25 protein-coding genes are annotated in these 26,166 nt (G+C 57.5%); 17 read left to right on the forward strand and 8 right to left on the reverse strand.

The window, feature by feature from the left end; all coding sequences use genetic code 11:
• Nucleotides 1-120: 120 nt before the first annotated feature.
• From ACR0BK_RS08590 to ACR0BK_RS08655, 14 genes are all read left to right on the forward strand, one after another.
• Nucleotides 121-969 (forward strand): peptidylprolyl isomerase, encoded by an 849-nt coding sequence (locus ACR0BK_RS08590; RefSeq protein WP_267363935.1) that lies wholly within the window; start codon nucleotides 121-123, stop codon nucleotides 967-969.
• 5 nt (nucleotides 970-974) lie between these two features.
• Nucleotides 975-2,201 (forward strand): bifunctional glutamate N-acetyltransferase/amino-acid acetyltransferase ArgJ, encoded by a 1,227-nt coding sequence (argJ, locus tag ACR0BK_RS08595; RefSeq protein WP_480493997.1) that lies wholly within the window; start codon nucleotides 975-977, stop codon nucleotides 2,199-2,201.
• The gene (gene mutT, locus ACR0BK_RS08600; RefSeq protein WP_267363933.1) at nucleotides 2,198-2,596 is read left to right on the forward strand and encodes an 8-oxo-dGTP diphosphatase MutT; all 399 of its coding nucleotides are present in this window, start codon (nucleotides 2,198-2,200) and stop codon (nucleotides 2,594-2,596) included. The genes argJ and mutT overlap by 4 nt, the downstream gene beginning before the upstream one ends.
• Nucleotides 2,597-2,685: 89 nt before the next feature.
• On the forward strand, nucleotides 2,686-3,297 hold the full coding sequence (locus tag ACR0BK_RS08605; RefSeq protein WP_480554335.1) for a hypothetical protein: 612 nt from the start codon (nucleotides 2,686-2,688) through the stop codon (nucleotides 3,295-3,297).
• Between the two features lie 288 nt (nucleotides 3,298-3,585).
• Nucleotides 3,586-5,577, forward strand: coding sequence for an AMP-binding protein (locus ACR0BK_RS08610; protein WP_480554336.1), 1,992 nt, complete (start codon nucleotides 3,586-3,588; stop codon nucleotides 5,575-5,577).
• A gap of 78 nt (nucleotides 5,578-5,655) precedes the next feature.
• A complete protein-coding gene (locus ACR0BK_RS08615; RefSeq protein ID WP_480474340.1) occupies nucleotides 5,656-6,474 on the forward strand; it encodes an ABC transporter ATP-binding protein in 819 nt (272 codons plus the stop codon).
• A gap of 29 nt (nucleotides 6,475-6,503) precedes the next feature.
• Entirely contained in the window at nucleotides 6,504-7,490 is a 987-nt protein-coding gene (locus ACR0BK_RS08620) for a branched-chain amino acid ABC transporter permease (RefSeq protein WP_480474339.1), read from the forward strand.
• Between the two features lie 3 nt (nucleotides 7,491-7,493).
• Nucleotides 7,494-7,751, forward strand: a complete 258-nt coding sequence (locus ACR0BK_RS08625; RefSeq protein ID WP_209506939.1) for a hypothetical protein — start codon at nucleotides 7,494-7,496, stop codon at nucleotides 7,749-7,751.
• A 3-nt stretch (nucleotides 7,752-7,754) separates the two neighbouring features.
• Entirely contained in the window at nucleotides 7,755-8,831 is a 1,077-nt protein-coding gene (locus tag ACR0BK_RS08630) for a branched-chain amino acid ABC transporter permease (RefSeq protein WP_480554337.1), read from the forward strand.
• 74 nt (nucleotides 8,832-8,905) lie between these two features.
• On the forward strand, nucleotides 8,906-10,189 hold the full coding sequence (locus ACR0BK_RS08635) for an ABC transporter substrate-binding protein (protein WP_480474335.1): 1,284 nt from the start codon (nucleotides 8,906-8,908) through the stop codon (nucleotides 10,187-10,189).
• Nucleotides 10,190-10,300: 111 nt separating this feature from the next.
• Nucleotides 10,301-11,134 carry an ABC transporter ATP-binding protein gene (locus ACR0BK_RS08640; protein WP_480474334.1) on the forward strand — a complete coding sequence of 278 codons (834 nt, stop codon included), beginning with the start codon at nucleotides 10,301-10,303 and terminating at the stop codon, nucleotides 11,132-11,134.
• A gap of 19 nt (nucleotides 11,135-11,153) precedes the next feature.
• Complete coding sequence (locus tag ACR0BK_RS08645; RefSeq protein WP_480554338.1) at nucleotides 11,154-12,371, forward strand: phenylacetate--CoA ligase family protein; 1,218 nt, start codon at nucleotides 11,154-11,156, stop codon at nucleotides 12,369-12,371.
• 122 nt (nucleotides 12,372-12,493) lie between these two features.
• Nucleotides 12,494-14,158, forward strand: a complete 1,665-nt coding sequence (locus ACR0BK_RS08650; protein WP_480554339.1) for an ABC transporter permease — start codon at nucleotides 12,494-12,496, stop codon at nucleotides 14,156-14,158.
• 73 nt (nucleotides 14,159-14,231) lie between these two features.
• Nucleotides 14,232-14,582, forward strand: a complete 351-nt coding sequence (locus ACR0BK_RS08655; RefSeq protein ID WP_480554340.1) for a DUF2794 domain-containing protein — start codon at nucleotides 14,232-14,234, stop codon at nucleotides 14,580-14,582.
• Here ACR0BK_RS08655 and ACR0BK_RS08660 read toward each other — a convergent pair.
• The 3 genes from ACR0BK_RS08660 to ACR0BK_RS08670 form a co-directional block, all read right to left on the reverse strand.
• On the reverse strand, nucleotides 14,579-15,316 hold the full coding sequence (locus tag ACR0BK_RS08660; protein ID WP_480554341.1) for a C40 family peptidase: 738 nt from the start codon (nucleotides 15,314-15,316) through the stop codon (nucleotides 14,579-14,581). The two genes, ACR0BK_RS08655 and ACR0BK_RS08660, sit on opposite strands and share 4 nt — an antisense overlap.
• Nucleotides 15,313-16,695, reverse strand: a complete 1,383-nt coding sequence (locus ACR0BK_RS08665) for a leucyl aminopeptidase family protein (RefSeq protein ID WP_480554342.1) — start codon at nucleotides 16,693-16,695, stop codon at nucleotides 15,313-15,315. Before ACR0BK_RS08665 ends, ACR0BK_RS08660 begins: the two co-directional genes overlap by 4 nt.
• Nucleotides 16,696-16,758: 63 nt before the next feature.
• Entirely contained in the window at nucleotides 16,759-17,148 is a 390-nt protein-coding gene (locus ACR0BK_RS08670) for a hypothetical protein (RefSeq protein ID WP_480554433.1), read from the reverse strand.
• A 144-nt stretch (nucleotides 17,149-17,292) separates the two neighbouring features.
• On the opposite strand from ACR0BK_RS08670, the gene ACR0BK_RS08675 reads away from it, so the two are divergent.
• Nucleotides 17,293-17,943: a carbonic anhydrase gene (locus ACR0BK_RS08675; protein ID WP_480474329.1), complete on the forward strand. Its 651-nt coding sequence runs from the start codon at nucleotides 17,293-17,295 to the stop codon at nucleotides 17,941-17,943.
• 97 nt (nucleotides 17,944-18,040) lie between these two features.
• Nucleotides 18,041-18,577 carry an SRPBCC family protein gene (locus tag ACR0BK_RS08680; protein ID WP_480554343.1) on the forward strand — a complete coding sequence of 179 codons (537 nt, stop codon included), beginning with the start codon at nucleotides 18,041-18,043 and terminating at the stop codon, nucleotides 18,575-18,577.
• A 63-nt stretch (nucleotides 18,578-18,640) separates the two neighbouring features.
• On the opposite strand, the gene ACR0BK_RS08685 is transcribed toward ACR0BK_RS08680, so the two are convergent.
• The 5 genes from ACR0BK_RS08685 to ACR0BK_RS08705 all read right to left on the reverse strand — a co-directional run bounded on the left by ACR0BK_RS08685 (nucleotide 18,641) and on the right by ACR0BK_RS08705 (nucleotide 24,882).
• Entirely contained in the window at nucleotides 18,641-19,558 is a 918-nt protein-coding gene (locus tag ACR0BK_RS08685) for an endonuclease/exonuclease/phosphatase family protein (RefSeq protein WP_480554344.1), read from the reverse strand.
• A 217-nt stretch (nucleotides 19,559-19,775) separates the two neighbouring features.
• Entirely contained in the window at nucleotides 19,776-21,407 is a 1,632-nt protein-coding gene (locus ACR0BK_RS08690; RefSeq protein WP_480554346.1) for a DUF4139 domain-containing protein, read from the reverse strand.
• 123 nt (nucleotides 21,408-21,530) lie between these two features.
• Nucleotides 21,531-22,553, reverse strand: coding sequence for an aspartate-semialdehyde dehydrogenase (locus ACR0BK_RS08695; RefSeq protein WP_480474325.1), 1,023 nt, complete (start codon nucleotides 22,551-22,553; stop codon nucleotides 21,531-21,533).
• 103 nt (nucleotides 22,554-22,656) lie between these two features.
• Nucleotides 22,657-23,688: a glycosyltransferase family 4 protein gene (locus ACR0BK_RS08700; protein ID WP_480554347.1), complete on the reverse strand. Its 1,032-nt coding sequence runs from the start codon at nucleotides 23,686-23,688 to the stop codon at nucleotides 22,657-22,659.
• A 21-nt stretch (nucleotides 23,689-23,709) separates the two neighbouring features.
• On the reverse strand, nucleotides 23,710-24,882 hold the full coding sequence (locus ACR0BK_RS08705; RefSeq protein WP_480474323.1) for an MFS transporter: 1,173 nt from the start codon (nucleotides 24,880-24,882) through the stop codon (nucleotides 23,710-23,712).
• A 140-nt stretch (nucleotides 24,883-25,022) separates the two neighbouring features.
• On the opposite strand from ACR0BK_RS08705, the gene ACR0BK_RS08710 reads away from it, so the two are divergent.
• Entirely contained in the window at nucleotides 25,023-26,165 is a 1,143-nt protein-coding gene (locus tag ACR0BK_RS08710; RefSeq protein WP_480554348.1) for a DUF3095 domain-containing protein, read from the forward strand.
• Nucleotide 26,166 lies beyond the last annotated feature (1 nt).

The raw sequence follows: 26,166 nt of genomic DNA on the forward strand, positions 1-26,166 counted from the left end.
CGCAACCCATAGATACGGGGGGTGAAAGGCGGCCCTGTCCAAGGCTTCAAAGCGATGTAAGCGGCAGGTTCCAGAGTGTCAACGCTGCGCCCTGCCGCGGCAAGGAAATAGGATGATTCAATGCCCAAAGGCCTCACTTTTCTGCCATCGCTGGCTCTGACCGCCATGATGGCCTTGCCGCTGGCCGCCGAAACCCAGCCGGATGCATCCACCGTGGTGGCGCGTGTGAACGGGGATGAGATCACTTTGGGTCACGTGATCGCAACCGTTGCCGCCCTGCCGCCGCAATACCAGCAGGCCGAAGATGATGTATTGTTCGACTTCGTACTGGAACAGCTGATCCAGCAGCAATTGCTGGGGCAACAGCAGGATGGGCTGAACAAACTGAACACGCTGCGGCTGAAAAATGAAGAACGCTCACTTCTGGCGGTTCAGACCGTCACAGCCCTGACCGATACCGTTGTCACGGACGAGGCCATTCAGGCAGCCTACGACGCGCAGTACAACGATTTCGCGGGTGAGGACGAATTCGATGCCAGCCACATTCTGGTCGAGACCGAAGAACAGGCCAACGACCTTAAGGCGCAGCTTGATGACGGCGCCGATTTCGCCGAGCTCGCGCGCGAGCACTCCACCGGTCCGTCCGGTCCCAATGGCGGCGCGCTGGGCTGGTTCGGCAAGGGCCAGATGGTACCGGAGTTCGAAACAGCCGTGGTCGCGCTTGAAAAAGGGCAGGTGTCCGATCCGGTTCAGACGCAGTTTGGCTGGCATGTGGTCAAGCTGAACGACAAGCGCAAAACCGAAGCGCCCGCGCTGGACGCCGTGCGCGAAGAGCTTGCACAAACCGTTCAGCAGGACGCCATTCAGGCGCGCATCGATGAACTGACACAGCAGGCCCAGATCGACCGCCCCGCTCTGGAAGGTGCCGGACCCGAAGTCCTGCGCCAGCTGGACCTGATTCAGGAGTAACCCCCGTGGCCAAGATCACCAAGGTTTCGCCGCTGGCGCCAGCGTCCTTCCCTGATTTGCCTGCAATTGACGGTGTGCGGTTTGCCACCGTCGCGGCGGGCGTGCGATATCAGGGCCGCACCGATGTCATGCTGGCCGTGCTGGACCCGGGCACATCTGTGGCCGGGGTCTTTACCCGTTCGGCCACACGGGCGGCACCGGTTCTGGATTGTCAGGACAAGATCGGCGGGCCCAGTGACGGCCCGGCGGCGATCCTGGTGAACTCGGGCAATGCCAATGCCTTTACCGGGCATTATGGTCAGACCTCGGTGGCCGAAGTAACGCAGGCCGTCTCGAAGGCGACTGGTGTTCCGGTCGAGCGGGTCTTTACCTCCTCAACCGGCGTGATTGGTGAGCCGCTGGCTCATGACCGCATCATTGCCAAGCTTGAAACGCTGAAGGCGGGTCTCAGCCGTCACGCGATCGAAGACGCTGCACGCGCGATCATGACCACGGACACCTTCCCGAAAGGGGCCGTGGCGCAGGTCGAAATTGATGGCAAAACAGTCTCTATTGCGGGGATTGCAAAGGGTTCGGGCATGATTGCGCCAGATATGGCGACGATGCTGGTCTATATCTTCACCGACGCGCAGGTCGAACAATCAGCGTTGCAGGCGATGCTGAGCGCGCAGACAGACCGGACGTTCAACTGCATCACCGTGGACAGCGATACATCCACCTCGGACAGCCTGCTGCTGTGCGCCACCGGCGCTTCGGGTGTGGACGCCACCGGCAACGCGGCTTTCGCCGAGGCGTTGGAAGCCGTGATGCTGGATCTGGCCCAGCAAGTGGTGCGCGATGGCGAAGGTGCCACGAAATTCGTCGAAATCCGCGTAAAAGGGGCCGCAACAGACGCTGACGCCAAGATCCACGGCCTTGCCATCGCCAACTCTCCGCTGGTCAAAACCGCCATCGCGGGCGAAGACCCGAACTGGGGTCGTATCGTCATGGCCATCGGTAAATCCGGTGCCGCGGCGGACCGCGACCTGCTGAGCATTTCCTTCGGCGACATCCTTGTGGCCGAAAAAGGCTGGGTCAGCCCCGATTACAGCGAAGACGCAGCTGCCGCTTATATGAAAGGTCAGGATCTGGTCATCGCCGTTGATCTGGGCCTGGGCGAAGGCAATTCCACCGTCTGGACCTGCGATCTGACGCACGGATATATCGAGATCAACGCGGATTACCGCTCGTGAAAACCGTGTTGGTCTCTGCTGTCGCCCTGATCGACATCGAGGGCCGGGTGCTGTTGGCCCAACGCCCCGAGGGCAAATCCATGGCCGGTCTTTGGGAGTTTCCCGGCGGCAAGATCGAGCCCGGCGAAACCCCCGAGGCCGCCCTGATCCGCGAATTGCACGAGGAACTGGGCATCGACACCTGGGCCTCGTGCCTTGCCCCCCTGACCTTCGCCAGCCACAGCTATGATGATTTCCACCTGCTGATGCCTCTGTTCGCCTGCCGCAAATGGCAGGGCATCCCACAGTCGAAAGAGGGGCAGGCGCTGAAATGGGTCCGCGCAAATGACCTGCGCAATTACCCCATGCCGGCCGCGGATGTGCCCCTGATCCCGATCCTGCGGGATTGGTTGTAGGGGCTCAAAAGGCGTCAGGCGCTAACGGCCCGAATTTCGGCTTGGCGGATTTATTTGCCGATTTGTGGTAGTGTTCGAGTGCTTTCTCAATGGTGAAGGAGTACCTCGTTATGATTGCAAGTCGAGTTGGAAAGCTTTGGGGGTCCAGGATTGCTTTGATTTTGGCCTTATTTGTTTTGGCGGTTCATAGTGCCAAAGCAGATGATGCGAAGACTGCGATAACGGTCATGATCGAAGAACAGGCCCGAATTGACCGCTACGTCGAACTCGATTTTGCACGGCAAGATCTTTTGTTTCACCAGACGAGCACGATCCTGGCCCTATACGGTGATTACAACTCCTACACCAAATCGGACGGCACTCAGGCCAATGGCTCTGACATGACGCGATTCAGAAATCGGGTCACTGAATACGTGCCTGCTGCCATCGTGGATTTCCGCCGAAAGTCCCAAAGAGACAAAACAATTTCAGAGGATGAGGCAAGCAAGGCGGAAGCCGCCGAAGCCTTGATGGAAGAGATGCTTTTGGCCGCAGGTGAAATCATTGAACTTTGCGACGCCAACAAGCCCTATGAGGCAAGTCTCGTTTACCGCGATAAGACAATGCCCTTGAACACGAAACTTTTGGGGTTGCTGTACACGTTGCGCTCAACATCTGTTGGTCGTTTTAAAAATGCAGCATTAAAAGCTAAGTATCAGTAACCGCGCCAACCTGCCGAAGGTCGAATTCTGTTTGCCGGTCCGGCGTCCCTGCTGCACACAGGACCTGTTTGGTACGGTAATTGCGTGGTACGAACGGGTTCCTCGTAACAGTCTGCATTTGTACATATTGTACAAAACGTAACATCACCCTTCTGCACCTGTTACAATTCGTAAGAATTGAGAAAACATCAGGCAAAACTTGACGCTGATCGTGCGGGTGTCCCAAATCGGGGCACTGGCATCCGGGGGCTTTCCCGGATCCGCCATTTCCGGCTTAGAGGAGGCCGGATGGGGAGGAGAAAAAGATTGGCTCAGACGCAGTCTGGCGCCGAAGGGTTGCACTCCCTTCCGGCGCTTCTACACCGCAACGCGACCCAGTTCGGGGATGCCCCGGCCTATCGGGAAAAAGAATTTGGGATCTGGCAATGCTGGACCTGGGCTGAAGCGGCCAAGGAAGTTCGTGCTCTCGCCCTTGGATTTCTTGAAATTGGCGTTGAGCGCGGTGACCACATTGCCGTGGTCGGACGCAACCGGCCAGCGCATTACTGGACCATGGTCGCGGCACAGATGGTCGGTGCAATTCCGGTGCCTCTGTATCAGGACGCAGTCGCCGAAGAGATGACCTATGTGATGGAACATTGCGGCGCGAAATATGTCGTCTGCGGTGATCAGGAACAGGTCGACAAGGTCATCGAAATTCAGGAAAAAGTGCACCAGATCAAGCACATCCTCTATACCGACAAGCGGGGGATGCGGAAATACGACCACAGTCAGATGAACGCGCTGGAAGACCTCATGGCCGAAGGTCAGGCAGGACATCAGCGGTTTGATGCAGAGCTGGACAAGCGCATCTCTGAGATCACCTATAACGACACCTGCGTCATGCTCTATACCTCGGGCACAACGGGCAAGCCCAAGGGGGTGGTTCTGTCGAACCGCAACGTGATCGAAAGCGCCAAGAATTCAGCGATCTTCGACCATCTGACCCGCGATGAAGATATCCTCTCCTACCTTCCGATGGCATGGGTTGGGGATTTCATCTTTTCCATCGGTCAGGCCTATTGGTGCGGGTTCTGCGTGAACTGCCCGGAAAGCGCCGACACGATGATGACCGATCTGCGCGAAATAGGGCCAACCTATTTCTTCGCCCCGCCGCGCGTGTTTGAAAGCCAACTGACCAATGTGATGATCCGGATGGAGGATGCGAGCAAGCTGAAGCAGCGCATGTTCCATCACTTCATGGCGCATGCCAAAAAGGTGGGCGGCAAGTTGCTGGATGGCAAACCCGTCGGCTTTGGCGACCGGATGAAATACGCGCTGGGTAACCTGTTGGTCTATGGGCCGCTCAAGGATACGCTGGGCTATGGCCGGTTCCGGGTTGGCTATACAGCGGGTGAAGCGATCGGACCGGAAATCTTTGATTTCTATCGATCTTTGGGCATTAACCTGAAACAGCTTTACGGTCAGACCGAAGCAACCGTGTTCATCACCGTGCAGCCGGATGGTGAGGTTCGGGCCGATACGGTTGGCGTGCCCGCGCCGGATGTTGAGATCAAGATCGACGACAAGGGCGAGATCCACTACCGCTCGCCCGGCGTGTTTGTCGAATATTACAACAACCCGGATTCCACGGCATCAACCAAAGATGCCGAAGGCTGGGTGGCAACGGGTGATGCCGGGTTCATCGAGGAAAGCTCGGGCCATCTGCGGATCATCGACCGGGCCAAGGACGTGGGCAAAATGGCCGACGGGTCCATGTTCGCGCCGAAATATGTCGAGAACAAGCTGAAGTTCTACCCCGATATTCTCGAGGTCGTTCTGTTCGGAAACGGCAAGGATCGCTGTGTGGCCTTCATCAATATTGACCTGACGGCGGTCGGCAACTGGGCGGAACGCAACAACGTGGCCTATGCGTCCTATCAGGAACTGGCGGGCCATCCGCGTGTGTTAGAGACGATCAAGGCGCATGTGGAAGAGGTCAACAAATCGGTAGCAGCTGATGAAATGCTGTCCGGTTGCCAGGTGCATCGCTTTGTGGTGCTGCACAAGGAACTGGATGCTGATGATGGTGAGATGACCCGCACCCGGAAAGTTCGGCGCGGGTTTGTCGAAGAGAAGTTCCACGACATCATTGCGGCGCTTTACGACGGGTCCGAAAGCGTCTCGACCACGACCGAAGTGACCTATGAGGATGGGCGCAAGGGATCGATTAGCGCGACGCTGAAAATCGTGGACGCGCCGGTTGTACCGGTTGCGCAGCACAAGGTGGCAGCGGAATGAGGGCCGCCACAGCACCGCGCGACCTGCGGCCATCGCCCTGTCCGCCATCCCGTTTTTGCGCAAGTCAGGGAGTGACTGATGCTGGATAACGCCGAAGGATATGTCACCGAAGACGGTCGCAAGATCGGCGGCGTGGTGATGGAGATGAAGAACATCACTCTGCGCTTTGGCGGCGTCGTGGCGATCAAGGATATCTCGTTCGATATTCGCGAGGGTGAGATTCGCGCCATCATCGGGCCGAACGGGGCCGGAAAATCATCGATGCTGAACGTCATCTCGGGGTTCTATGTCCCGCAGGAGGGCGAGGTCTGGTTCCACGGATCAAAACGCCCAGCGATGCGGCCCTTTGAGGTGGCGCAGCAGGGGATCGCGCGGACGTTCCAGAACATCGCCCTGTTCGAGGGGATGAGCGTTTTGGACAACGTCATGACAGGGCGTTTGAATTTCATGCAGACCAACATCCTCCAGCAGGCCTGGTGGAAGGGAAAGGCCGAGGCGGAAGAGGTTGAAAACCGTGAGGCGGTCGAGAAGATTATCGATTTCCTTGAAATCCAGCACATCCGAAAAACGCCCGTGTCGCGCCTTCCATACGGGTTGAAAAAGCGGGTGGAACTTGCGCGTGCTCTGGCGGCAGAACCAAAGCTCTTGCTGCTGGATGAACCGATGGCGGGCATGAACGTTGAAGAGAAAGAGGACATGAGCCGCTTTATCCTCGACGTGAATGACGAATTCGGCACCACCATCGCCCTGATCGAACACGATATGGGCGTGGTGATGGACCTGAGCGACCGCGTGGTCGTGATGGATTACGGCAAGAAGATTGGTGACGGCACGCCCGACGAGGTGCGCAACAATCAGGAAGTCATCGACGCCTATCTGGGAGTCAGCCATGACTGAGACCAAAGCAGATATCCGGGGAGGCACATATGCCTGAGCAGTTAATCTTTGCCACGGAGGTCATCCTTAACGGTCTGATGGCCGGGGTGCTTTATGCGCTGGTCGCGCTGGGCTTTGTGCTGATCTACAAGGCGTCGGGAATTTTCAATTACGCGCAAGGGGTTATGGCCCTGTTTGCGGCGATGACACTGGTCGGGATCATGAACGGGCAAGTGCCTTTCGCGCATTTGATCAACGCGACCTTCGGCACACATGTCTATAACTTCGGCTGGACCATCCCCGCCCTGTTGGCGATCATCCTGACAATGGGCGTGATGGTTCTGTTGGCCTGGTGTGTGCAGCGCTTTGTCATGCGGCATCTGGTTGGGCAGGAGCCGATCATCCTGTTCATGGCCACGATCGGTCTGGCCTATTTCCTTGAAGGCGTGGCCGACCTGATGTGGGGATCCGAGATCAAGACGCTGGATGTGGGTCTGCCCCAGGGCATCAACCTGTGGATCGACGAGGTCACCTTTAACATCTTCGGCTATGGTTTCTTCATCGACAACCTCGACATCGTGGCAACCGTGATCGCGGCGCTTCTGGTGGCGGCGCTGGTGGCCTTTAGCCAGTACACAAAGCAGGGGCGGGCCATGCGCGCTGTGGCGGATGACCATCAGGCGGCACTTTCGGTCGGGATCTCGCTCAACTTCATCTGGGTCATGGTCTGGTCGGTGGCCGGATTCGTGGCGCTGGTCGCGGGGATCATGTGGGGCACAAAATCGGGCGTACAGTTCTCGCTGTCACTGATCGCACTCAAGGCGCTGCCGGTGTTGATGCTGGGCGGGTTCACCTCGATCCCCGGTGCCATCGTCGGCGGACTGATCATCGGTGTGGGCGAGAAACTGTTCGAATTCTCGATTGGCCCGCTGGTCGGCGGCGCGACCGAGAACTGGTTCGCCTATGTGCTGGCGCTGATCTTTCTGGTGTTTAGACCACAGGGTCTGTTCGGCGAGAAGATCATCGAGAGGGTGTAACGCATGACCAAACTCATCGCCATCATCAACGTGATCGCATGGGCGGGGTTCTGGGCCTTTGGATATATCGCGCTGACCTCGAATGACCTGACAGACAGCCAGTTGACGATTGCCGCGATCCTGGCCTTTGCCGGGCTGATCATGGGCGTTCTGGCCTACCTGAAACTCGTGCGCGCCTCTGAGGCGAGCGGATATGCCAAAGGGTCCAGCCAGCTGGACGCCGCGACCCGTAACCGGGCGCAGGAAGAATGGGGAAAGTAACAGATGTTCTATCGTGAGGCCGGAGATTTCAAAACCTCCTACGTGGATGACAGCCAGACTTTCCCGATCAAGTTCGACCGGTACCGGTACTATGTCGTTCTGGCGGTGGCGTTTGGGATCATTCCGTTCATCATCAACGACTATTGGGCAAACGCCCTGCTGCTGCCCTTTCTGATCTATGCCATCGCGGCGATCGGATTGAACATACTTGTGGGCTATTGCGGGCAGGTCAGCCTTGGTACAGGCGGTTTCATGGCGGTGGGTGCTTATGCCTGCTACAAGTTGATGACCGCATTTCCAGACGTCAGCATGTTCATTCATGTCCTGCTGGCTGGTGGCATTACCGCGATTGTAGGCGTTTTGTTTGGCCTGCCTTCCCTGCGGATCAAGGGGTTCTATCTGGCGGTGGCCACGCTTGCGGCACAGTTCTTTCTGGTCTGGCTCTTCAACCGGGTGCCGTGGTTCTACAACTACTCGGCCTCGGGCCAGATCAACGCGCCGGAACGTGATGTGTTCGGCATTATCATCTCGGGTCCGAACGCCCCGGCCTGGGCGACATACCTGTTCTGCCTGATCTTCCTGGCCTTCAGCGCCATCATTGCGCGCAACCTGACCCGTGGCACGACCGGGCGGACATGGATGGCGATCCGCGACATGGATATCGCCGCCGAAATCATCGGGGTGAACCCGCTGAAAGCCAAGATCAGCGCTTTCGCTGTCAGCTCGTTCTTTGTGGGCATCGCAGGCGCCTTGTTCTTTGCCGTTTATCTCGGCGCGGTCGAGGTGGGCGAAGCATTCGGCATTCAGAAGTCATTCCTGGTGCTGTTCATGGTGATTATCGGCGGATTAGGATCGATTTTCGGGTCTTTTGCCGGGGCGGCCTTCCTGGTGCTGCTGCCGGTTCTGCTCAAACTGGTTGGCGTCGATCTTCTGGGTTGGCCGACCGATATCGTTGCCCATCTTCAGCTGGTGATCGTGGGCGCGCTGATCATCATGTTCCTTATCCTGGAACCCCACGGTCTTGCACAGTTGTGGCGCGTGGCGAAAGAGAAACTCAGACTCTGGCCGTTCCCGCACTGAGGGCTGGCCCAATCATAAAGACGGGTGATCAAGCCCGAACTCAATATCGGATCAATCAAGGGAGGAGACACCCGATGAACAAGAAACTGGCAACTGTGGCGCTGAGCGCCCTGATGGCGGCAGGACCTGCGATGGCGGATCTTGTGTTCCCGTCGCTCAGCTATCGAACCGGGCCCTATGCGGCTGGTGGTATTCCATTCGCGGACGGTTACGCCGACTATTTCACGCTTCTGAACGAGCGGGACGGTGGCATTGGCGGTGTACCAGCAAACGTGATCGAATGCGAAACCGGGTATAACACCGAAAAAGGCGTGGAATGCTATGAATCCACCAAAGGTGAAGGCGCGCTGGTGTATCAGCCGCTGTCGACCGGTATCACCTATCAGCTGATCCCCAAAGTGACCGCCGACGGCATTCCTCTGCACACGATGGGGTATGGCCGGACCTCGGCTGCGAACGGCAAAGTGTTCAGCCATGTGTTCAACTATCCGGCCAACTACTGGAACGGTGCGTCCGGTGCGATCAACTATCTGCTGGATGAAAATGGCGGTGACCTGAGCGGCAAGAAGATTGCGCTGGTCTATCACAACTCGGCCTATGGCAAGGAACCGATCCGGACGCTGGAAACTCTGGCTGAAAAGCATGGGTATGAGCTGTCCTTGCTGCCGGTTGATCACCCGGGCCAGGAGCAGAAGTCGCAATGGCTGCAAATTCGCCGCGAAAAGCCTGACTATGTCATCATGTGGGGCTGGGGCGTCATGAACCAGGTTGCGGTTCAGGAAGCGGCCAACATCCGTTTCCCGATGGAAAACTTCATCGGTGTCTGGTGGTCTGGCGCGGAATTCGACGTTCAGCCTGCTGGGGAAAAAGCGACCGGTTACAAGGCGCTGACCTTTACTGGCCTTGGCATGGACTATCCTGTCTATGACGACCTGAAAAAGTACGTCGTTGACTCGGGCAAGGCTGCAGGTGCCGGCGATCAGCTGGGTACAGTTCAGTACAACCGTGGTCTTTATGCCGCCATGCTGGCAGCCGAGGCTGTGAAAACGGCGCAGGCGATGCACGGAACCGCTGATATCGACGCATCGATGATGCGCGATGGCATGGAAGCATTGGAAATGACCAACGCCAAGATGGAAGCTCTTGGCATGTCCGGGTTCGGCCCTGAATTCTCGGTTTCCTGCGAAAATCACGGCGGCCCAGGCCTTGTCGGTGTTGTTCAGTGGGATGCGGCGACTGGCGCCTGGAACCCGGTACAGGACTTCAAACCGACAGATGCCGAAGTTATCGGCGCGTTGATCGATGAAGATTCCGGTGCCTACGCAACCGAAAACAGCATCTCGCCACGTTGCGAGTAAGGCATGTTGCGCCACGGATGTGATCCGGGGCGTTCAGACAACCGGAGCGGCGGGTCGCCTGCCGCTCCTCACGAACAGCCCCGGAACGGGCAGGCATGAGGAAACGCGCTGATGCTGGATGCGGCACAAACCACTGACGTGCAGGCGGAAACCCTGCTTGAGGTCAATAATATCGAGGTGATCTACAACCACGTGATCCTCGTGTTGAAAGGCGTCAGCCTGAACGTTCCAAAGGGCGGCATCACAGCACTGCTGGGCGGCAATGGCGCGGGCAAGACAACCACGCTCAAGGCCGTTTCGAACCTGCTGCATTCCGAACGCGGAGAAGTCACCAAAGGTTCGATCAAGTATCGCGGCCAGAACGTGCATGAAAGCGATCCGGCCGATCTGGTTGAAAAGGGTGTCATTCAGGTGATGGAAGGCCGCCACTGTTTCGAGCACTTGACCGTCGAGGAAAACTTGCTGACCGGCGCATATACTCGAAAAGACGGGGCTGCTGCGGTCCAGCGGGATCTTGAGATGGTTTACGCATATTTTCCCCGGCTCAAGGAACGCCGCCGGTCGCAGGCAGGCTATACATCGGGTGGGGAACAGCAGATGGTTGCCATGGGGCGGGCGTTGATGTCGCGGCCCGAGACGATTTTGCTGGACGAACCCTCAATGGGGCTTGCTCCGCAGCTGGTCGAAGAGATTTTCAGTATCGTGAAGGACCTCAACGAAAAAGAGGGCGTGTCCTTTCTGCTGGCAGAGCAGAACACCAACGTCGCCCTGCGCTTTGCACATTATGGTTACATTCTTGAATCCGGGCGTGTCGTGATGGATGGCCCGGCAGCCGACCTGCGCGAAAACCCGGATGTGAAAGAGTTCTACCTGGGTATGTCCGATGAGGGCCGCAAAAGCTTTCGCGATGTGCGGTCCTATCGTCGTCGCAAAAGGTGGCTGTGAGCGGATGGAGGATATGGCGATGACCTATTTCGACGCACTCGAAACACGCTCGACAGACGAACGCGCCTCGGATCAGGCCAGGGCACTAGTGGAGCAGATTAAACGCGCGATGTCGGCCCCTGGATTTGCGTCGCATTTGTCAGAATCAGACACTAATAAGGTAATGTCAGCAGAAGATTTGCCGACATTGCCCGTTCTGCGGAAATCGGATCTGACCCGAGCACAAGCCAAACGCCCCCCGTTTGGCGGATTTACGGTAAAACCGGCGCGGCATTTCCATCATGTGTTCCAGTCACCCGGACCGATCTATGAGCCGGGCAGCACTGATCACGACTGGTGGCGCATGGGCCGTTTCCTGAATGCTGCGGGTGTTGGCGCAGGGGACATCGTCCAGAACTGTTTTGGGTATCACCTGACCCCGGCCGGTATGATTTTTGAAAACGGCGCACGCGCTGTTGGCGCGGCTGTTCTGCCCGCAGGAACCGGACAAACCGAGTTGCAGGTGACTGCCGCCCGCGACGTTGGCTGTACGGCCTATGCAGGCACGCCGGATTACCTGAAAGTCATTCTGGACAAAGCCGACGAGATGGGCGTTTCACTGCATTTCTCGAAAGCCGCCGTTGGCGGAGGCGCTTTGTTCCCGTCTTTGCGACAGGAATATGCCGATCGGGGTATCTCGTGCCTGCAATGTTACGCGACAGCGGATCTGGGCAATATTGCTTATGAAAGCGCCGCGATCGACGGGATGATCATCGACGAGCACGTGATTGTCGAGATTGTTACACCGGGAACCGGAACTCCGGTGGCGCCGGGTGAGGTGGGTGAGGTCGTGGTAACCTCACTCAACCCCGATTACCCGCTGATCCGCTTTGCGACGGGCGACCTGTCCGCCGTGATGCCGGGAATTTCTCCTTGCGGTCGCACGAACACCCGGATCAAGGGTTGGATGGGGCGTGCAGATCAGACAACCAAGATCAAAGGTATGTTCGTGCGTCCGGAACAGGTTGCCGCTTTGGTCGACAAGCATGAAGAGATCGTCAAGGCTCGAGTCATTGCCACCCGTCAGGGCGAGATGGATTCGATGACTGTCCAGATCGAAAGCACAGGCGGGGATGATACGGCATATGCCAGATCGGTGGCCGAAGTGCTGAAACTGAAAGGCGCAATCGAAGTCGTCGCCCCCGGCTCGCTGCCCAAAGACGGGCTGGTGATTGAGGATCAGCGCGTCTACGAATAGCAGTGAAAATCAGGTCTGCGGCAGTTTGTGTCGCAGATTTGTTGACCGACGCACTGGTGTTTCCGAGCATTTTGGTCGATTAAAGGCAGACCCTAAGCCTTTGCCAATCAAAAGCCGGGATGATGGCCCAGATCGACTATTCAGAAAACGGATCACGCAATCGCGGTGTACGCGGCACACGGCTGTTGGCCGCTGTCGCCTATCTTGTGGCTGCCGCGTGCCTGCTGCCCATGGTGGCCGTGGTCTTGGCAGCGGTGACCGGCGGAACAGATACGATCTCGCACCTGATGGACACGGTGTTGCCCGGCTATACCGTGACGACCCTGATCCTTGTGGTTCTGGTTGCGTCGGGTACGTTCAGTATCGGCACGGGCGCTGCCTGGTTGGTGACGATGACCCGCTTTCCCGGTGTCAGGATCCTTGAGATCGCGCTGGTCTTGCCGTTGGCCTTTCCTGCGTATGTGCTCGCCTATGCGTACACCTTTATTCTGGATCATCCGGGTATTGTTCAAAGCACCTTGCGAGATGTAACGGGCTGGGGGCCGCGCGACTACTGGTTCCCTGAAATCCGCTCGACCGGGGGCGCGGCGGTGATGCTGATTCTGGTGCTTTACCCCTATGTCTACCTGCTGGCACGGGCTGCGTTCCTGCAACAAAGTGCTACGGCGTTTCTGGCGGCGCGGGCGCTGGGCAACAACCCATGGCTGGCGTTTCGGCGCGTCTCGCTGCCGATGGCGCGCCCGGCAATCGCCGGTGGCGTGCTTCTGGCCATCATGGAAACCATCGCCGATTTCGGAACCGTGTCGTATTTCGGTGTGCAGACCTTTGCGACCGGGATCTACACCAGCTGGTTTTCCATGGCCGACCGAGCGGCGGCGGCGCAGCTGGCGTGGTGCCTGCTTGTCTTTGCACTGATCATGGCTGTGGCCGAGCGCACCCAACGCGGTAAGGCAAAATACTATCAGGCAGGAAAGAAACATGCTGCCCAACCGGCGGAAGATCTGACCGGTCTTCGCGCCGTCGCGGCATTCTTGTTATGTACGATACCCGTTATCTTCGGGTTTCTGCTGCCCGTTATCATACTGGTCGAGATGGGTTTGGAATCGGAACAGAACCTGCTGTCGCGGCGCTATATCGGTTTCATCCAGAACTCGCTGACCCTTGCCGGCACGGCCGCGGTCGTCACTGTCTTTGCGGCGATCTGTGTCGGGTTCTTTCAACGTCTGAGACCCGGGCGCGCGTCGTCTGCGACGGCCTACATGGCGCGGCTGGGATATGCCGTGCCCGGTGGCGTCATCGCAGTCGGCTTGATTGTACCTTTCGCCAGCTTTGACAACGCGCTGGATGCCTGGATGCGGCAGACCTTCGATGTATCGACTGGGTTGTTGGTTACAGGCTCGATTTGGTTGCTGGTTGCCGCTTACATGGTGCGATTCCTTGCTGCCGCGCTCAGCGCATATGAAGGGGGGCAAAGCACGGTTCATGCCAATATGGATGCCGCGGCCCGGTCGTTGGGGCAAACACCGCTGGGAACATTGCGGCGCGTTCACCTGCCCATTCTGACACCGTCGCTGCTGACTGCGCTGTTGATCGTCTTTGTGGACGTAATGAAGGAATTGCCTGCCACCCTGATCATGCGCCCGTTCAACTTCGACACACTGGCCGTACAGGCATACAGGCTTGCCTCGGATGAGAGGCTTGAGGGTGCCGCCGTGCCCTCACTGGTCATTCTGGCAGTCGGCCTGCTGCCGGTAATCCTGATCTGCCGTCAGGTTGGTCGGCGGTAACACTTGTGTTGTAAATGCCGGACAACCGCGCATCAGGCTTGATTCAAACATAATTTCCGGCAAGGCTGGCGGTATGAACATGCAGCCTCCCAACCGGTTTGCGGCAAGCGCAGCGCAGATGCCCGTGGCCTTTGACCGGCACGAGATGTCGCAAATCCTGTCCGTTTATGGACGGATGGTCGCCGCCGGAGAGTGGCGGGACTATGGTATCTCAAACCTGCGCGACATGGCGGTGTTCTCGATCTTCCGGCGCACTGCTGAGCACCCGATCTACCGCGTCGAAAAGCACCCGCGCCTGAAATCCCGGCAGGGGATGTACTCTGTCATCGGTATGGATGGCCGCATCCTGAAACGCGGCCACGATCTGCGAGCCGTCCTGCGGGTGCTGGAGCGCAAACTCATCCGGGCCGTAAACCCGGATTAGAGCCTTTTTTGCGCTGTAACAGGCCCGTCGCCCTGATCCTGAATGCGTTGAATCGCCCGGTCCATCGGCTCGTACACAACCGCCATATGGCTGGCGTTCGCATGCAAAATCATGTTGTCGCCCAAAACCCAGGCCACGTGCCCTTTCCAGAACAGCAAATCCCCGCGCTGCGCAGGTGTTCCAGCAGACAGGGCAGCGCCCAAGGCTTGTTCCTGATCGCCGCTGTCGCCGGGGCAGGGAATACCGCAGGCCAACAACGCGGCCTGAACAAGCCCTGAACAATCGATGCCGAACCGGCTGTTGCCGCCCCACAGATAGGGCGTACCCAGGAACAACTCGGCCACGGCAACCGGATCGTGCGGTTTTTCTGCAATAGGGGCCATGTGAACCTTTGGGACAAAACCCAATTCGGTCTGCACAAACCGATCCGTTTCGGCAGTCGCGTGGATTTTACTTCCGAAACTCAGAGACACGAGATCGCGGCTTTTGATATCAGGGGTCAAGTATGCATGTGTTGCGGGCGCATTGATCCAATGCGTTGCAGGTATATCCTCGGACAGGTGGTCTGTTTCCAGCCAACCAGCATATCCGTCTTTTTCTGCGACGATCCTGCTCCACCCGCCGTGGTTTTCTTTGACGTGAACTGTGTCTCCCAGCAGCAATTGACGATCACGCGGCCCGTCAGGAGCACGCAACAGGTCGACGACCGGTTTGGATACGCGGCGCTTGGTCATAATCCCAATACCTCCGGTAATGCCGCCAGCACAGCGCGTGATCCCTGACCCAGACCGCCTTTTGTGCGGCCGGGTTCATTGCTGGGTTGCCATGCGTAAATGTCAAAATGGATATAGCGGCTGGACCCTACGAACCGGCGCAAAAACAGCGCGGCGGTGATAGACCCGGCAAACCCGCCCGAAGGGGCATTGTCCAGATCGGCAATGCCGGGTTCGATCATCGCCTCGTAGGGTGTGTGAAACGGCATTCTCCAGACCGGATCGGCAGACGTTTTGGCCGCTTGTGCCAAGGCCATCGCGCAGCTTTCGTCGTCGGTGTAAAACGGTGCCAGATCAGGGCCCACGGCCACGCGCGCCGCACCGGTCAGCGTCGCCATCGAGATCACCAGATCGGGATTCCCCTCATCCGCCAAAGTCAGCACATCAGCCAGAACCAGACGCCCTTCCGCGTCGGTGTTGTTGATTTCAACGGTCAGGCCCTTGCGTGACGTCAGGATATCACCGGGGCGAAAGGCATTGCCTGAGACTGCGTTTTCAACGGCCGGGATCAGAATCCGCAGTTGCAGGGGAAGGTCCAGCGCCATGATCATCCGGGCCAGTCCCAGCACATTGGCCGCGCCGCCCATGTCTTTTTTCATCAGGCCCATGGAAGCGCCCGGTTTCAAATTCAGCCCGCCGGTGTCGAAACATACACCTTTGCCCACTAGTGTCAGTCTGGGGCCACTGGTGCCCCAGTTCAACTCGATCAGCCGGGGGGCCTGCGCCGCGGCCCGTCCTACTGTGTGAATCATGGGAAAATTCTGATCCAGCAGCGCATGGCCGGTGATCACCTTGCAAGACGCGCCGAACTCATTCGCCAGAACCTCGACCGCTTGCTGCAACTGATCCGGTCCCATGTCCGAAGTGGGCGTGTTGACCAGATCGCGCGTCAGAGCCTCGGCATTTGCCATGGCCTCGATACGGGCGGCGTTGATGCCATCAGGTGCAATCAATGCCGCTGACCCTCCGGTCTGGGACGCGTATCGATCGAAGACATAGCCAGTCATCAGCCAGCCAAGACACTCCATCTCCAAAAGATCCGCAGGAATGCCCGAAGCAATGCCGTAAGTGCCTTCCGGCAGCGCCATGGCCGCTGCGGCAAGGGGGAACCGTTTGCGCGCACGTTTTTCTTCGGTTCCGTAACCAGCCAGCGCGAATTCAATTGCGCCGTTCGTTGCCGGCACAAGCAGGGCCTGCCCCAGAGCGCCGGAAAACCCGTTTGCTGCGACCCAGGACTGCACGCGCTCAGGCTGATCCAGAAGCCAGCCGTCCAAATCCGGCTGCGCGATCACATGAAGCGGTACGGAAGGGTCAGAGGATGGGGCGAAGGACAGAGTCATGGGCGCCTCGGCAGATTGTTTCTGTGCACAGACTAGCCGCGCATAATCTGCCCGCAACCCCTGTCAGACGGAAAGGTTCTGTTGGTCCCAGACGGCTGTCAACGACCGCTCACCAACGCGGATCAGACGTCCCAGCGTCGCGCCCGCTGCTACCGCGTCACCGGCATCGACGGCCTGCGCTACGTCACCTGCAACCCTGGCCAGAACCGTCATCCCGACCTGTTCGGAAATCGCGACCAGCGACCTTGCGCATTTGCGCAGGTCGGCCCACTTGCGCTGACGCCAAAAGCGTTCGCAGTTCGACAGGCGCACTGCCAGTTCTTCGATGGTGCGGCACAGCACATCCAGCGCGTTCTTGTCGCCCAGTTGACGGTAAAGGCCACTTAATTGATCCGAATCCAGACGGACGGATTCCTTGTGTTCAAGCGTGATTATTTTTTCCACCACATTCACCCTAATTCTGACGCCCCCACGGCGCAGGTTTGATACTGGTGGCAAATTCCTTTGCAAAACCTTGCAGAGAAATCGGATAATTGCTCGAATTTTCCTAGAATTCGGTTTAGAGGATCGATCAGCGACAAGAACGGGGACACCGTAATGGAATTTGCCAAACCTTTGCCGAGCTATCTGGTCACGCGGTATCACGGCTGGAAAGCGACCACGTATTCGGAAAACCAGGTCTGGTTCAAGCGGCTGGCAGATGAAGGGCAGCGGCCCCGGGCGATGGTGATCTCCTGCTGCGACAGCCGGGTCCATGTGACTTCGATGTTCGGTGCGGATCAGGGCGATTTCTTTATCCACCGCAATATCGCCAATCTGGTGCCTCCCTATGCGCCGGACGGCGATCATCACGGTACCAGCGCAGCAATCGAGTATGCCGTCACTTCTCTCAAGGTTGCGCATCTGATGGTTCTTGGCCATTCGCAATGCGGTGGCGTTCAGGGCTGTATCGACATGTGCAAGGGTCAGGCGCCGCAACTGGATGCAAAAGAAAGCTTTGTCGGCCGCTGGATGGACATTCTGAAACCAAAATTCGAACTTGTCGCTGATATCGAAGACAGCCTCGAACAAGCCCGACAGCTGGAACGCCAATCGGTTGTCGCGTCGCTTGAAAACCTGATGACGTTCCCGTTTATCTCGTCAGCGGTCGAACAGGGCACTCTGAGCCTGCACGGGTTGTGGACCGATATCGGCGCTGGCGGGTTAGAGAGTTACGATCCCATACAGAAGAAATTCGTTCCGGTCTGACGACAGTTCATAGTGAATAAACGATGAGGAATACGGCTCTGATTCAGAGCCGTTATTTCGTATACTCCATTCATGACGTTTGAATTTGGAGCTTGCTATGAAGATGCTTAAGCGATTTCTCGCAGGGTTGTGCCTCCTTGTTTTACTGTTCATCGCAGTCTCTTACGTGTTGCCCGGCAAGGCGGAAGTGTCCCGCAGCATCACCATCGACGCCCCGGCCGCAGTGATCTTTCCGTTTGTGAATTCCATGCAAGCGACTGAGAAATGGTCCCCCTGGCTGTCACGCGATCCGGAGACGAAACTAAGCTACAGTGGCCCCGATGAAGGTGTCGGCAACAAGTTGAACTGGAGCTCTGATCACGCACAGGTTGGCAGCGGTACGCAGGAAATCGTCGAAAGCGTGGAAAATCAACTGGTCAAAACAGATCTGGACTTTGGGCAGATGGGCACGGCCTCGGCTTCGTTCACACTGAAACCCGATGGTGACGCAACCATCGTGACTTGGGGGTTCGAATCCGATCTGGGGCTCAATCCCATGTCCCGCTGGATGGGGTTGATGATGGATAAATGGGTTGGCGGCGATTACGAGCGCGGGTTGAATAATCTGAAAGTGCTGATCGAAAATAACACCTAGACCCTTCTTGAGATCGCAACATGCGTTCTGGTTTGCCCACCAAGGCAGCGGGGACCTCGCGGATCAATCCAAACGAAACCGCGCGAATTTGCCGAAGTGGTCGGATCCCATGAAGGGGCGCAGTTCGACTGTTCCGGTTGTTCCTTTTGGGAACAAAAGGTTGTCGATTGGCAAGGGTAGGTGCCAGCTGCCAAGATTATGCGTATTCAGGACAGCCCCAAAACTCTGGTTGTCGGCTGCCGCTGCGATCCGCCGGACGCTTGCGCCCCATGGAACCATGTTGAAATCCCCGGCAATCAGAACCGGGCCATCCAGATCCGCAATGCGTTCTGCAATGATCCGGCTTTGGGTTGATTGGTCGTAAGGAAAAGGCCAGCTCAGGTGGATCGATACGATCCAGACCAAAGACCCGTCCGGGGCTTCGACTTGTATTCCGACAAGACCATGACCTTTCAGGCAGAACCCGGACCCTTCGACAATCGGCAAAGTTGTCAGGATGGCAACGTTTTGTTCGGAACGAAACTCACAGATCACCTTTTCGGGGTAATGCTCGAACAGGTTGCTCATGTATTCGCGGTTGTGACTTGAGACTTCCTGCAACGTCACGATCTGAGCATGGGATGCTATGATGTCGTCGGCCAGCGAATACCGCGGCCACGCCCTGCTCATGAGGTTCTTTTGATACAGGGTCAGACACGGACCGTCGCAGTCCTTGGGCGGGGCGGCGAAACTGGTTGCGATTGATCCGACAGCAACAGCGGCAAAGGCCAGGGTCACCAAAGCAAGGTATCCGGCGCGCATATACAGCAGGATCGCGGCACACGGCAAAAGCAGAACGCCGGCTTGCGGGCGGAAAAGCGCAAAGGAATCTCCCACCGCCAGGAATTGCCCAGAAAAGCCGATGAGGATAAGCCCGACCAGAATGCCTGCACATCCAATGATCAGGTATTTTCCAATTCTGCGTTTGGTCGAAATTCCCATACTATACCTCTGATGCCCTGTGCAGGGCACCACCTGTTGTCTGTTCTGGCCCATCCGTCGCGTTCAGGTCCGTGCTTAGCTGGCAAGCACGCCTGAATTTGTCAACAGGTCGGCAATTTGGATTGCCGTCAGCGCTCTGCCGAAGCTTGGGGTCCAGTCGGTGCCTTGATGGGTGCGGCTGATGAAATAGACGGCAAAAGCCGAGCGTCTTTGGAAACTACCTCAGGTCCATCCCCTCAGGCCAATTCAATTCAAGGTTCAAGGTGATGTTTGCCTTTTGATCGGGGGCAATATCCATCTCCCAAGCCAGAATTCCGCGTTGGTTGTCCACATTCTCTTCATTCGGGCGTGGATTGGCGTTCCACGTGATTTCCAGATCGTCCTGCTCGGAATATGGAACCCGGTCCAAAAGGCGCAACGGCCAGGTTTGGTCCGTCAGGTTTTCAATGCTGATTTCAGCCTGTTCGACCCGTTGATTGGACCGCGAAATAATCCCGGTGTCACCGCTGCTGCGGTTCAGGATCTGTCGGGAAAGTGTCAGACCATGGATGGGGCCAAACCCCATCTCGATTTCTTCCCGAGGACCAATTTCCTGCGAGTCTCCGGCAGCAACCAGAACATCGTCTACAAACCACCGTGCGGCAGCAGACTCCAGAAGCCTTTGATCCATTGGGTTGGTGAACCGAGCGGTCCGATACGCCGTGTCATCGCGCCAGGGCACGCCAAGCGCAAAAACCTCGGCAGATTGGGTGATTGCGTCCAATGCGACCTCGGTAATCTCATAACCAGTGGAAACCGAGATGAGATTTGGCAAAGTGTAAGTGATGCCGGTGCCTTCTACTGACGAGGTCAATATCGTGCCAATGGATGTCTCTTCTACCACAACAGGTGCCTCGACAACCGCTTCTGCCAATTTCCCGAAATTTCCCTGTTCTGGTTGCGGTGGCGGTGTTTCGCGTATCCAATGTCGTAATGAAGGCAGCCATGATGCAGCGTTCTGTCCAGTTGGGGCAATGGTCGACACATGCATCGTAACATCGCGCCAGTTTTCACCGGTGTCCTGCGTGATCAGGAGGTTGCGGTCGATCCGAACTGTGGGCGCGTCGCCTGTTGCCAAATGAAACTCGTATCCCGGCGACCATTCTGCGGCATAGGAGTCGATGTACGACACGGTCAAAGCACCTTTTGTTGATGTTTCGGCGGTCACGTCGACGGCAACGAAAACATGGTCATCAGCTTCGGGGATCAGTGCAGCCAGATCAGCTTGAGCAATCAACAAATCTTCTTCCAGCTGTTCCAGTTGCCGCTCGACACCTCGGGCTTCGATTTCAGCCGTTTGGGCTTCTTGCTCGGCGCGCAGAGATTCCTCGGCAATCATGCGGGTGATCTCACGCAGCGTGTTTGGGTCGGCAGGCAGACCTTCATTCTGTCCCAATTGACCAAGAAACAATAAGGATTGGCGTGCAGCCTCGGCGCGAAGACGGGTGGCTTTCGCCTTGTCAGTGACAGCAGTGATCTGATCTTCTATTGCTTCGATCCGGTCCTCGGCCTGCATTACAGCTTCGCTTTTGCGGTCCTGTACCGGAAGGTTTTCAAAGCGCCGGAGCAACGCGGTTTGTGTCAGGCCTTCGGTCAGAATCTGAATTGAAAACAACTGATTTTCGTCACGTGCGGGAATGCCCTGCAAGATCAGACGATGGTTGCCAGCAGGAATTTCGTAGACCCCTGTGCGGATTATGTCGGCTCCTCTGGGGTAAACCGTGACCTCACTGACTTTGGTGTCGATCAAAAATGTTTCAGCATGCAGGACGGTGGGCGCAAGGGCCAGAAGGTAAATCAGGGGTCTCATAATCACTCGCGGAAATCAGGTGTTATATTCCCGCAAAGGTTGCAGCCCGGATGGACGACTGCAAGCACAAAAAAGGGCCGCCTGCAAAGGGCGACCCTTGGGGGTTTTCAGCTTCGCGAGCCTTCAGCCCTTTTTCAGGACTTCCCGGCCCAGCAGTTCGGCGATCTGAACCGCGTTCAGGGCGGCACCCTTGCGCAGGTTGTCGCTGACGCACCACAGGTTCAGACCGTTTTCGATGGTCGAATCCTGGCGGATGCGGCTGATGAATGTGGCAAAGTCGCCTGCGCACTCGATGGGCGAGACGTAGCCACCGGCTTCGCGCTTGTCGATCACCATGATGCCCGGCGCTTCGCGCAGGATATCGCGGGCTTCGTCTTCGTCCAGAAATTCCTCGAACTCGATATTCACGGCCTCGGAATGGCCGACGAAGACCGGAACGCGGACGCAGGTTGCGGTGACCTTGATCGACGGATCGACGATCTTCTTGGTCTCGACAACCATCTTCCACTCTTCCTTGGTCGAGCCGTCTTCCATGAAGACGTCGATCTGCGGAATGACGTTGAAGGCGATCTGTTTCTGGAACTTCTTCGGAGCGACTTCGGTGGTTGGGTTGTAGACGGCCTTGGTCTGATCCCAAAGCTCATCCATACCTTCCTTGCCGGCACCCGAAACCGACTGATAGGTCGACACAACAACGCGCTTGATCTTGGCGCGGTCATGCAGCGGCTTCAGCGCGACAACCATCTGCGCGGTCGAGCAGTTGGGGTTGGCGATTATGTTCTTGTTTTTGTAGTCGTGGATCGCCTGCGGGTTACATTCCGGCACGATCAGCGGAATCTCCGGGTCATAGCGATAGAGCGACGAGTTATCAATCACCACGCAACCCGCCGCCGCCGCTTTTGGAGCGTAGACTTTGGTCGCCTCGGAACCCACGGCAAACAGCGCCATGTCCCAGCCGGTGAAATCGAACGTGTCCAGATCTTTGGTCGTAAGGGTCTTGTCGCCAAAGCTTACTTCGGTACCCAGCGAGCGACGGCTTGCCAGGGCGGCAAGTTCATCAACCGGGAACTGGCGTTCAGCCAGAATGTTCAGCATTTCGCGGCCCACATTACCCGTGGCGCCGACGACTACGACGCGATAGCCCATTTCATGTCTCCAAAGTTAAGGACGCGCGTTCATAGCCGCGTTGCGGCGAAGAAAAAAGGTCTATCAGCGGGGTTTTCAACGACTGATGCCGAATTCAAACGGTTCAATCGTTCAAAAGTCGTTCATAAAGCGCAACCAGCGTCTTTGCCTCGCCCTGAATGTCAAAATTCTGCTCGACATGGGCGCGGGATGCCTGGCCCGCTTGTGACAGGGAATCATTGCTTTTCAGCATTAGGGCAATCGCCTCGACCAAGGCAGGAACATCATCGGGGGTCACCACCTTGCCAAAGGATGGATCAGTAATGATTTCGGAAAACGCGCCGACATCTGTGGCCACGACCGGAACACCGCAGGCCATTGCTTCGAGAGGGGTCAAACCAAATCCCTCCCACCTTTGTGGCGCAACAAACAGGTCCAGGACCTGATACCATTCAGCAATCTGATCTACGGTCACCTCGGGCTTGAAAAGGATGCGATCAGACAAGCCAGCTTTGGCGACTTTAGTCTTCAGTTCGGCCAGAAAAGCGGTGTGTTTCTCGGTTGCCCGGCCCATGACGATGCCTGACACTGTTTCGAACCGTCCGCACACGTCAATCATGGCGTCGACAAAGGCATCCGTGCCTTTTTGGTGTCGGATACGGCCATAACACCCCAACAGTACCCCATCCGGCAGCCCCAGTCGGGCACGGACAGTGGCCTTGTCTGAAGGTGGAACAAAGTCCTGGAGGTTAATGCCATGCATTACCACCTGTGAGTCTCGCTCAAGATACCCTGCGGTTTTGCGCGAGGTTGCAACGACAGCATCCATCTTGCCGATCAGCCATTTGGTATAGCCTGTGTGCGGCCTTTGGGACGCGCTTGTGAACAGCATTTTGAGTTTCAACCGGAACACATTGCGCAGGATGAGCCCCAGCAACATCTCGGTGTTGCGGCGTGCGTGCCAGACCCGCCTTTTACGACGCGACAGGAAAGGCAGTCGACCCAGCGGGATGTGCGGAGTGTCGGCGGGCAGACCCGGACCAGTGGCGGCGATATCGATCCATTGCGCTTGCAGCGGAACCAGCCTTGCTATGGTCGCCGTTACGCCCGAAAGTCTGCGTTTCAGATTTGGGGCTATGACAACGGGGTCGTTCAACGGACTCTCCTGATGGCTGCGTCAATCCACACTATCCCGGCTGAATAGATAGATCACGCAACCAATGGCAAGGGTAACCGCAAAAAACCCGAATATTGCTGTGTACGGCACGGTTGATCCGTCTTGCACGGTGGCTGCGTGAATACGCCCGGTGACGAATTGAGCAATGCCAACGCCGCCGATGCCGAAAAGATTCAGCAATGTCACACCACGCCCCACCAGATGCGCAGGCACGAAGGCCCGGCCATGAGCCATGATGACCGGAAAGCTGGCACCGGTAAAGCCGATCACGGCCATCAGCAGGACGGACAGCCATATTGCATTATCAATCCACAGGCAGAGCAGGCCCAGCGCAACTGAACCCAAAGCGTTGCCAGCGAAAACCACCCATTTCCGGGTGCCAAAAATACGGTCCAGTGGTCCGTAGACAAAAGTGCCCGCAATCATGGCCGAGCCCATGATCAGCGTTGCGGTGCCGATCTGAGTGGAACTGAGGTCGAAAACGTCATTCAGGTACGGCCCGGCCCACAGCCCGCGCAGCGCTGCAGCGGGGGCGTAAGCAACCAGCATCAGGGGCAGGATCAGCCACAAGGCAGGCTCCTTCAGCAGATCCAGCAGCGATCCCTTGTGTTCTGTTTCGACCTTCGCAGGGTCGTGAACAGTCAGCCAAAGGCCCAATGCGATTGCGGCGGACACCGCGGCAAGCCCGACCATCGTACCGCGCCACCCCATCCATTCCACGGCAAGCGCGGTTGGATAAGAAGCCACCAGATTTCCAACGGACCCTGCGCCCAGCATCACGGCCGCTAATGTAGCAAACCGCGCCGGAGGGTATTCGCGTGCAAAGATATAGTAGGAGGCCATAAGGACCGGAGAGCACCCGACACCGATCAGGCCCATGGCTATGCTGATGTGCAGGGGCGTTGTTGCGGCTGCGAAAACCGCCGCCCCACCTGCCCCGCCCACCAGAAGCAGCGCGGCGGACGTGAGGCGGGGCCCAATCCTGTCCAGCGCCCATCCGACCGGGATCTGCATGACGGCGAACACGATAAACCAAAGACCGGAAGCAAAGGCCAGATCTTCGGGCGCGGCACTAATGTCACGCTCCAGATCCAGGCTGAGAACCGCAAGGAAAGCACGGAAAAACTGGCTGAGCACATAGCCCAGGCATAAAACCACCAAACCTGCCTGCATATTCAGCCCTTTCCTGCTCGTCCGAGGGAAATGCTTGGCACGCCGTGATGCAACGCACAAGCCTGTGTATATTGTTTCAAAGTTAGGACATGGCTCGCCTTACGGCTATCTTTGTCAAAACACTGATTCCGAGGGGGAGCATGAAAGACCTCCAGTCCGCATTTTACGAAAACCTTCCCTTGCAGCGCGATTTTACCCGTCTGGCAGACCCCGCGCAGTTTTCAAAACTGCCCGATGATTGGGTTCTGGGTGTTGCTGACATTGTCGATTCAACGGGCGAAATCGCGCGGGGCCGGTACAAGACCGTCAATACTGTCGGCGCTGCGGTAATTTCGGCCATGATCAACGCAATGGACGGCGCGTTGTTTCCATATGTCTTTGGCGGCGATGGGGCGGGGTTTGCTGTCCCGCCCGGAAAAGCTGAAACCGCCCGGACTACGCTGGCGGATTTGCGGCGCTGGGCAGATGAAGAATTCTCCATGCCTTTGCGGGCAGCGCTGGTGTCGGTGGCTGATATTCGCAAAGCGGGTAAGGATCTGCGCGTTGCGCGCTATGCACCCTCTACCGGAGTGGATTACGCCATGTTTTCCGGTGGTGGTCTGGCCTGGGCCGAGGCCGTGATGAAAGCCGGGCAAAATATGGTTACACCCGCCGGGCCGGGTGCGCAGCCGGATCTGACAGGCCTGTCTTGCAGGTGGTCCAACAGCCCGGCCCGTCACGGTCAGATCGTTTCGCTGGTCGTACAGCCCACACCGTCAGCAACCGAACGGGACTTTGCCGATCTTGCGCAATCCGTCCTGTCCGCGTCGGAAACACTGGATCGTGCAGGCCATCCAGTGTCGGAAAAGGGTCCGCCCATAGCGTGGCCTCCACCCGGCCTTGACATCGACGCTCATGTGTCGCGCAACGGGCGTCATGTGATTATGCACAAACTCGTCCTGCTGGTTCAGAACCTGTTGATCGCGGTACTGTTCAAAACTGGCCTGCGGATGGGACGCTTTGAGCCGGACCATTACAGACATATGGTCAGCAGTAATGCCGATTACCGAAAGTTTGATGACGGGCTGAAAATGACGCTCGACTGCGATCCGGACACGTTGCGCCAAATCGAACACCTGCTTGAAGAGGCGCGTCGCCGGGGGAAAATCAGATACGGTTTGCACGCACAGGACGAGGCGATGATGACATGTATCGTCCCCTCGGCCATGCGGGATGACCATGTGCATTTTGTTGATGGAGCCTCGGGCGGCTATGCGCAGGCCGCTGCGGCCATGCGCAGTTGAC

This window comes from Ruegeria sp. AF1 (genome assembly GCF_056542125.1).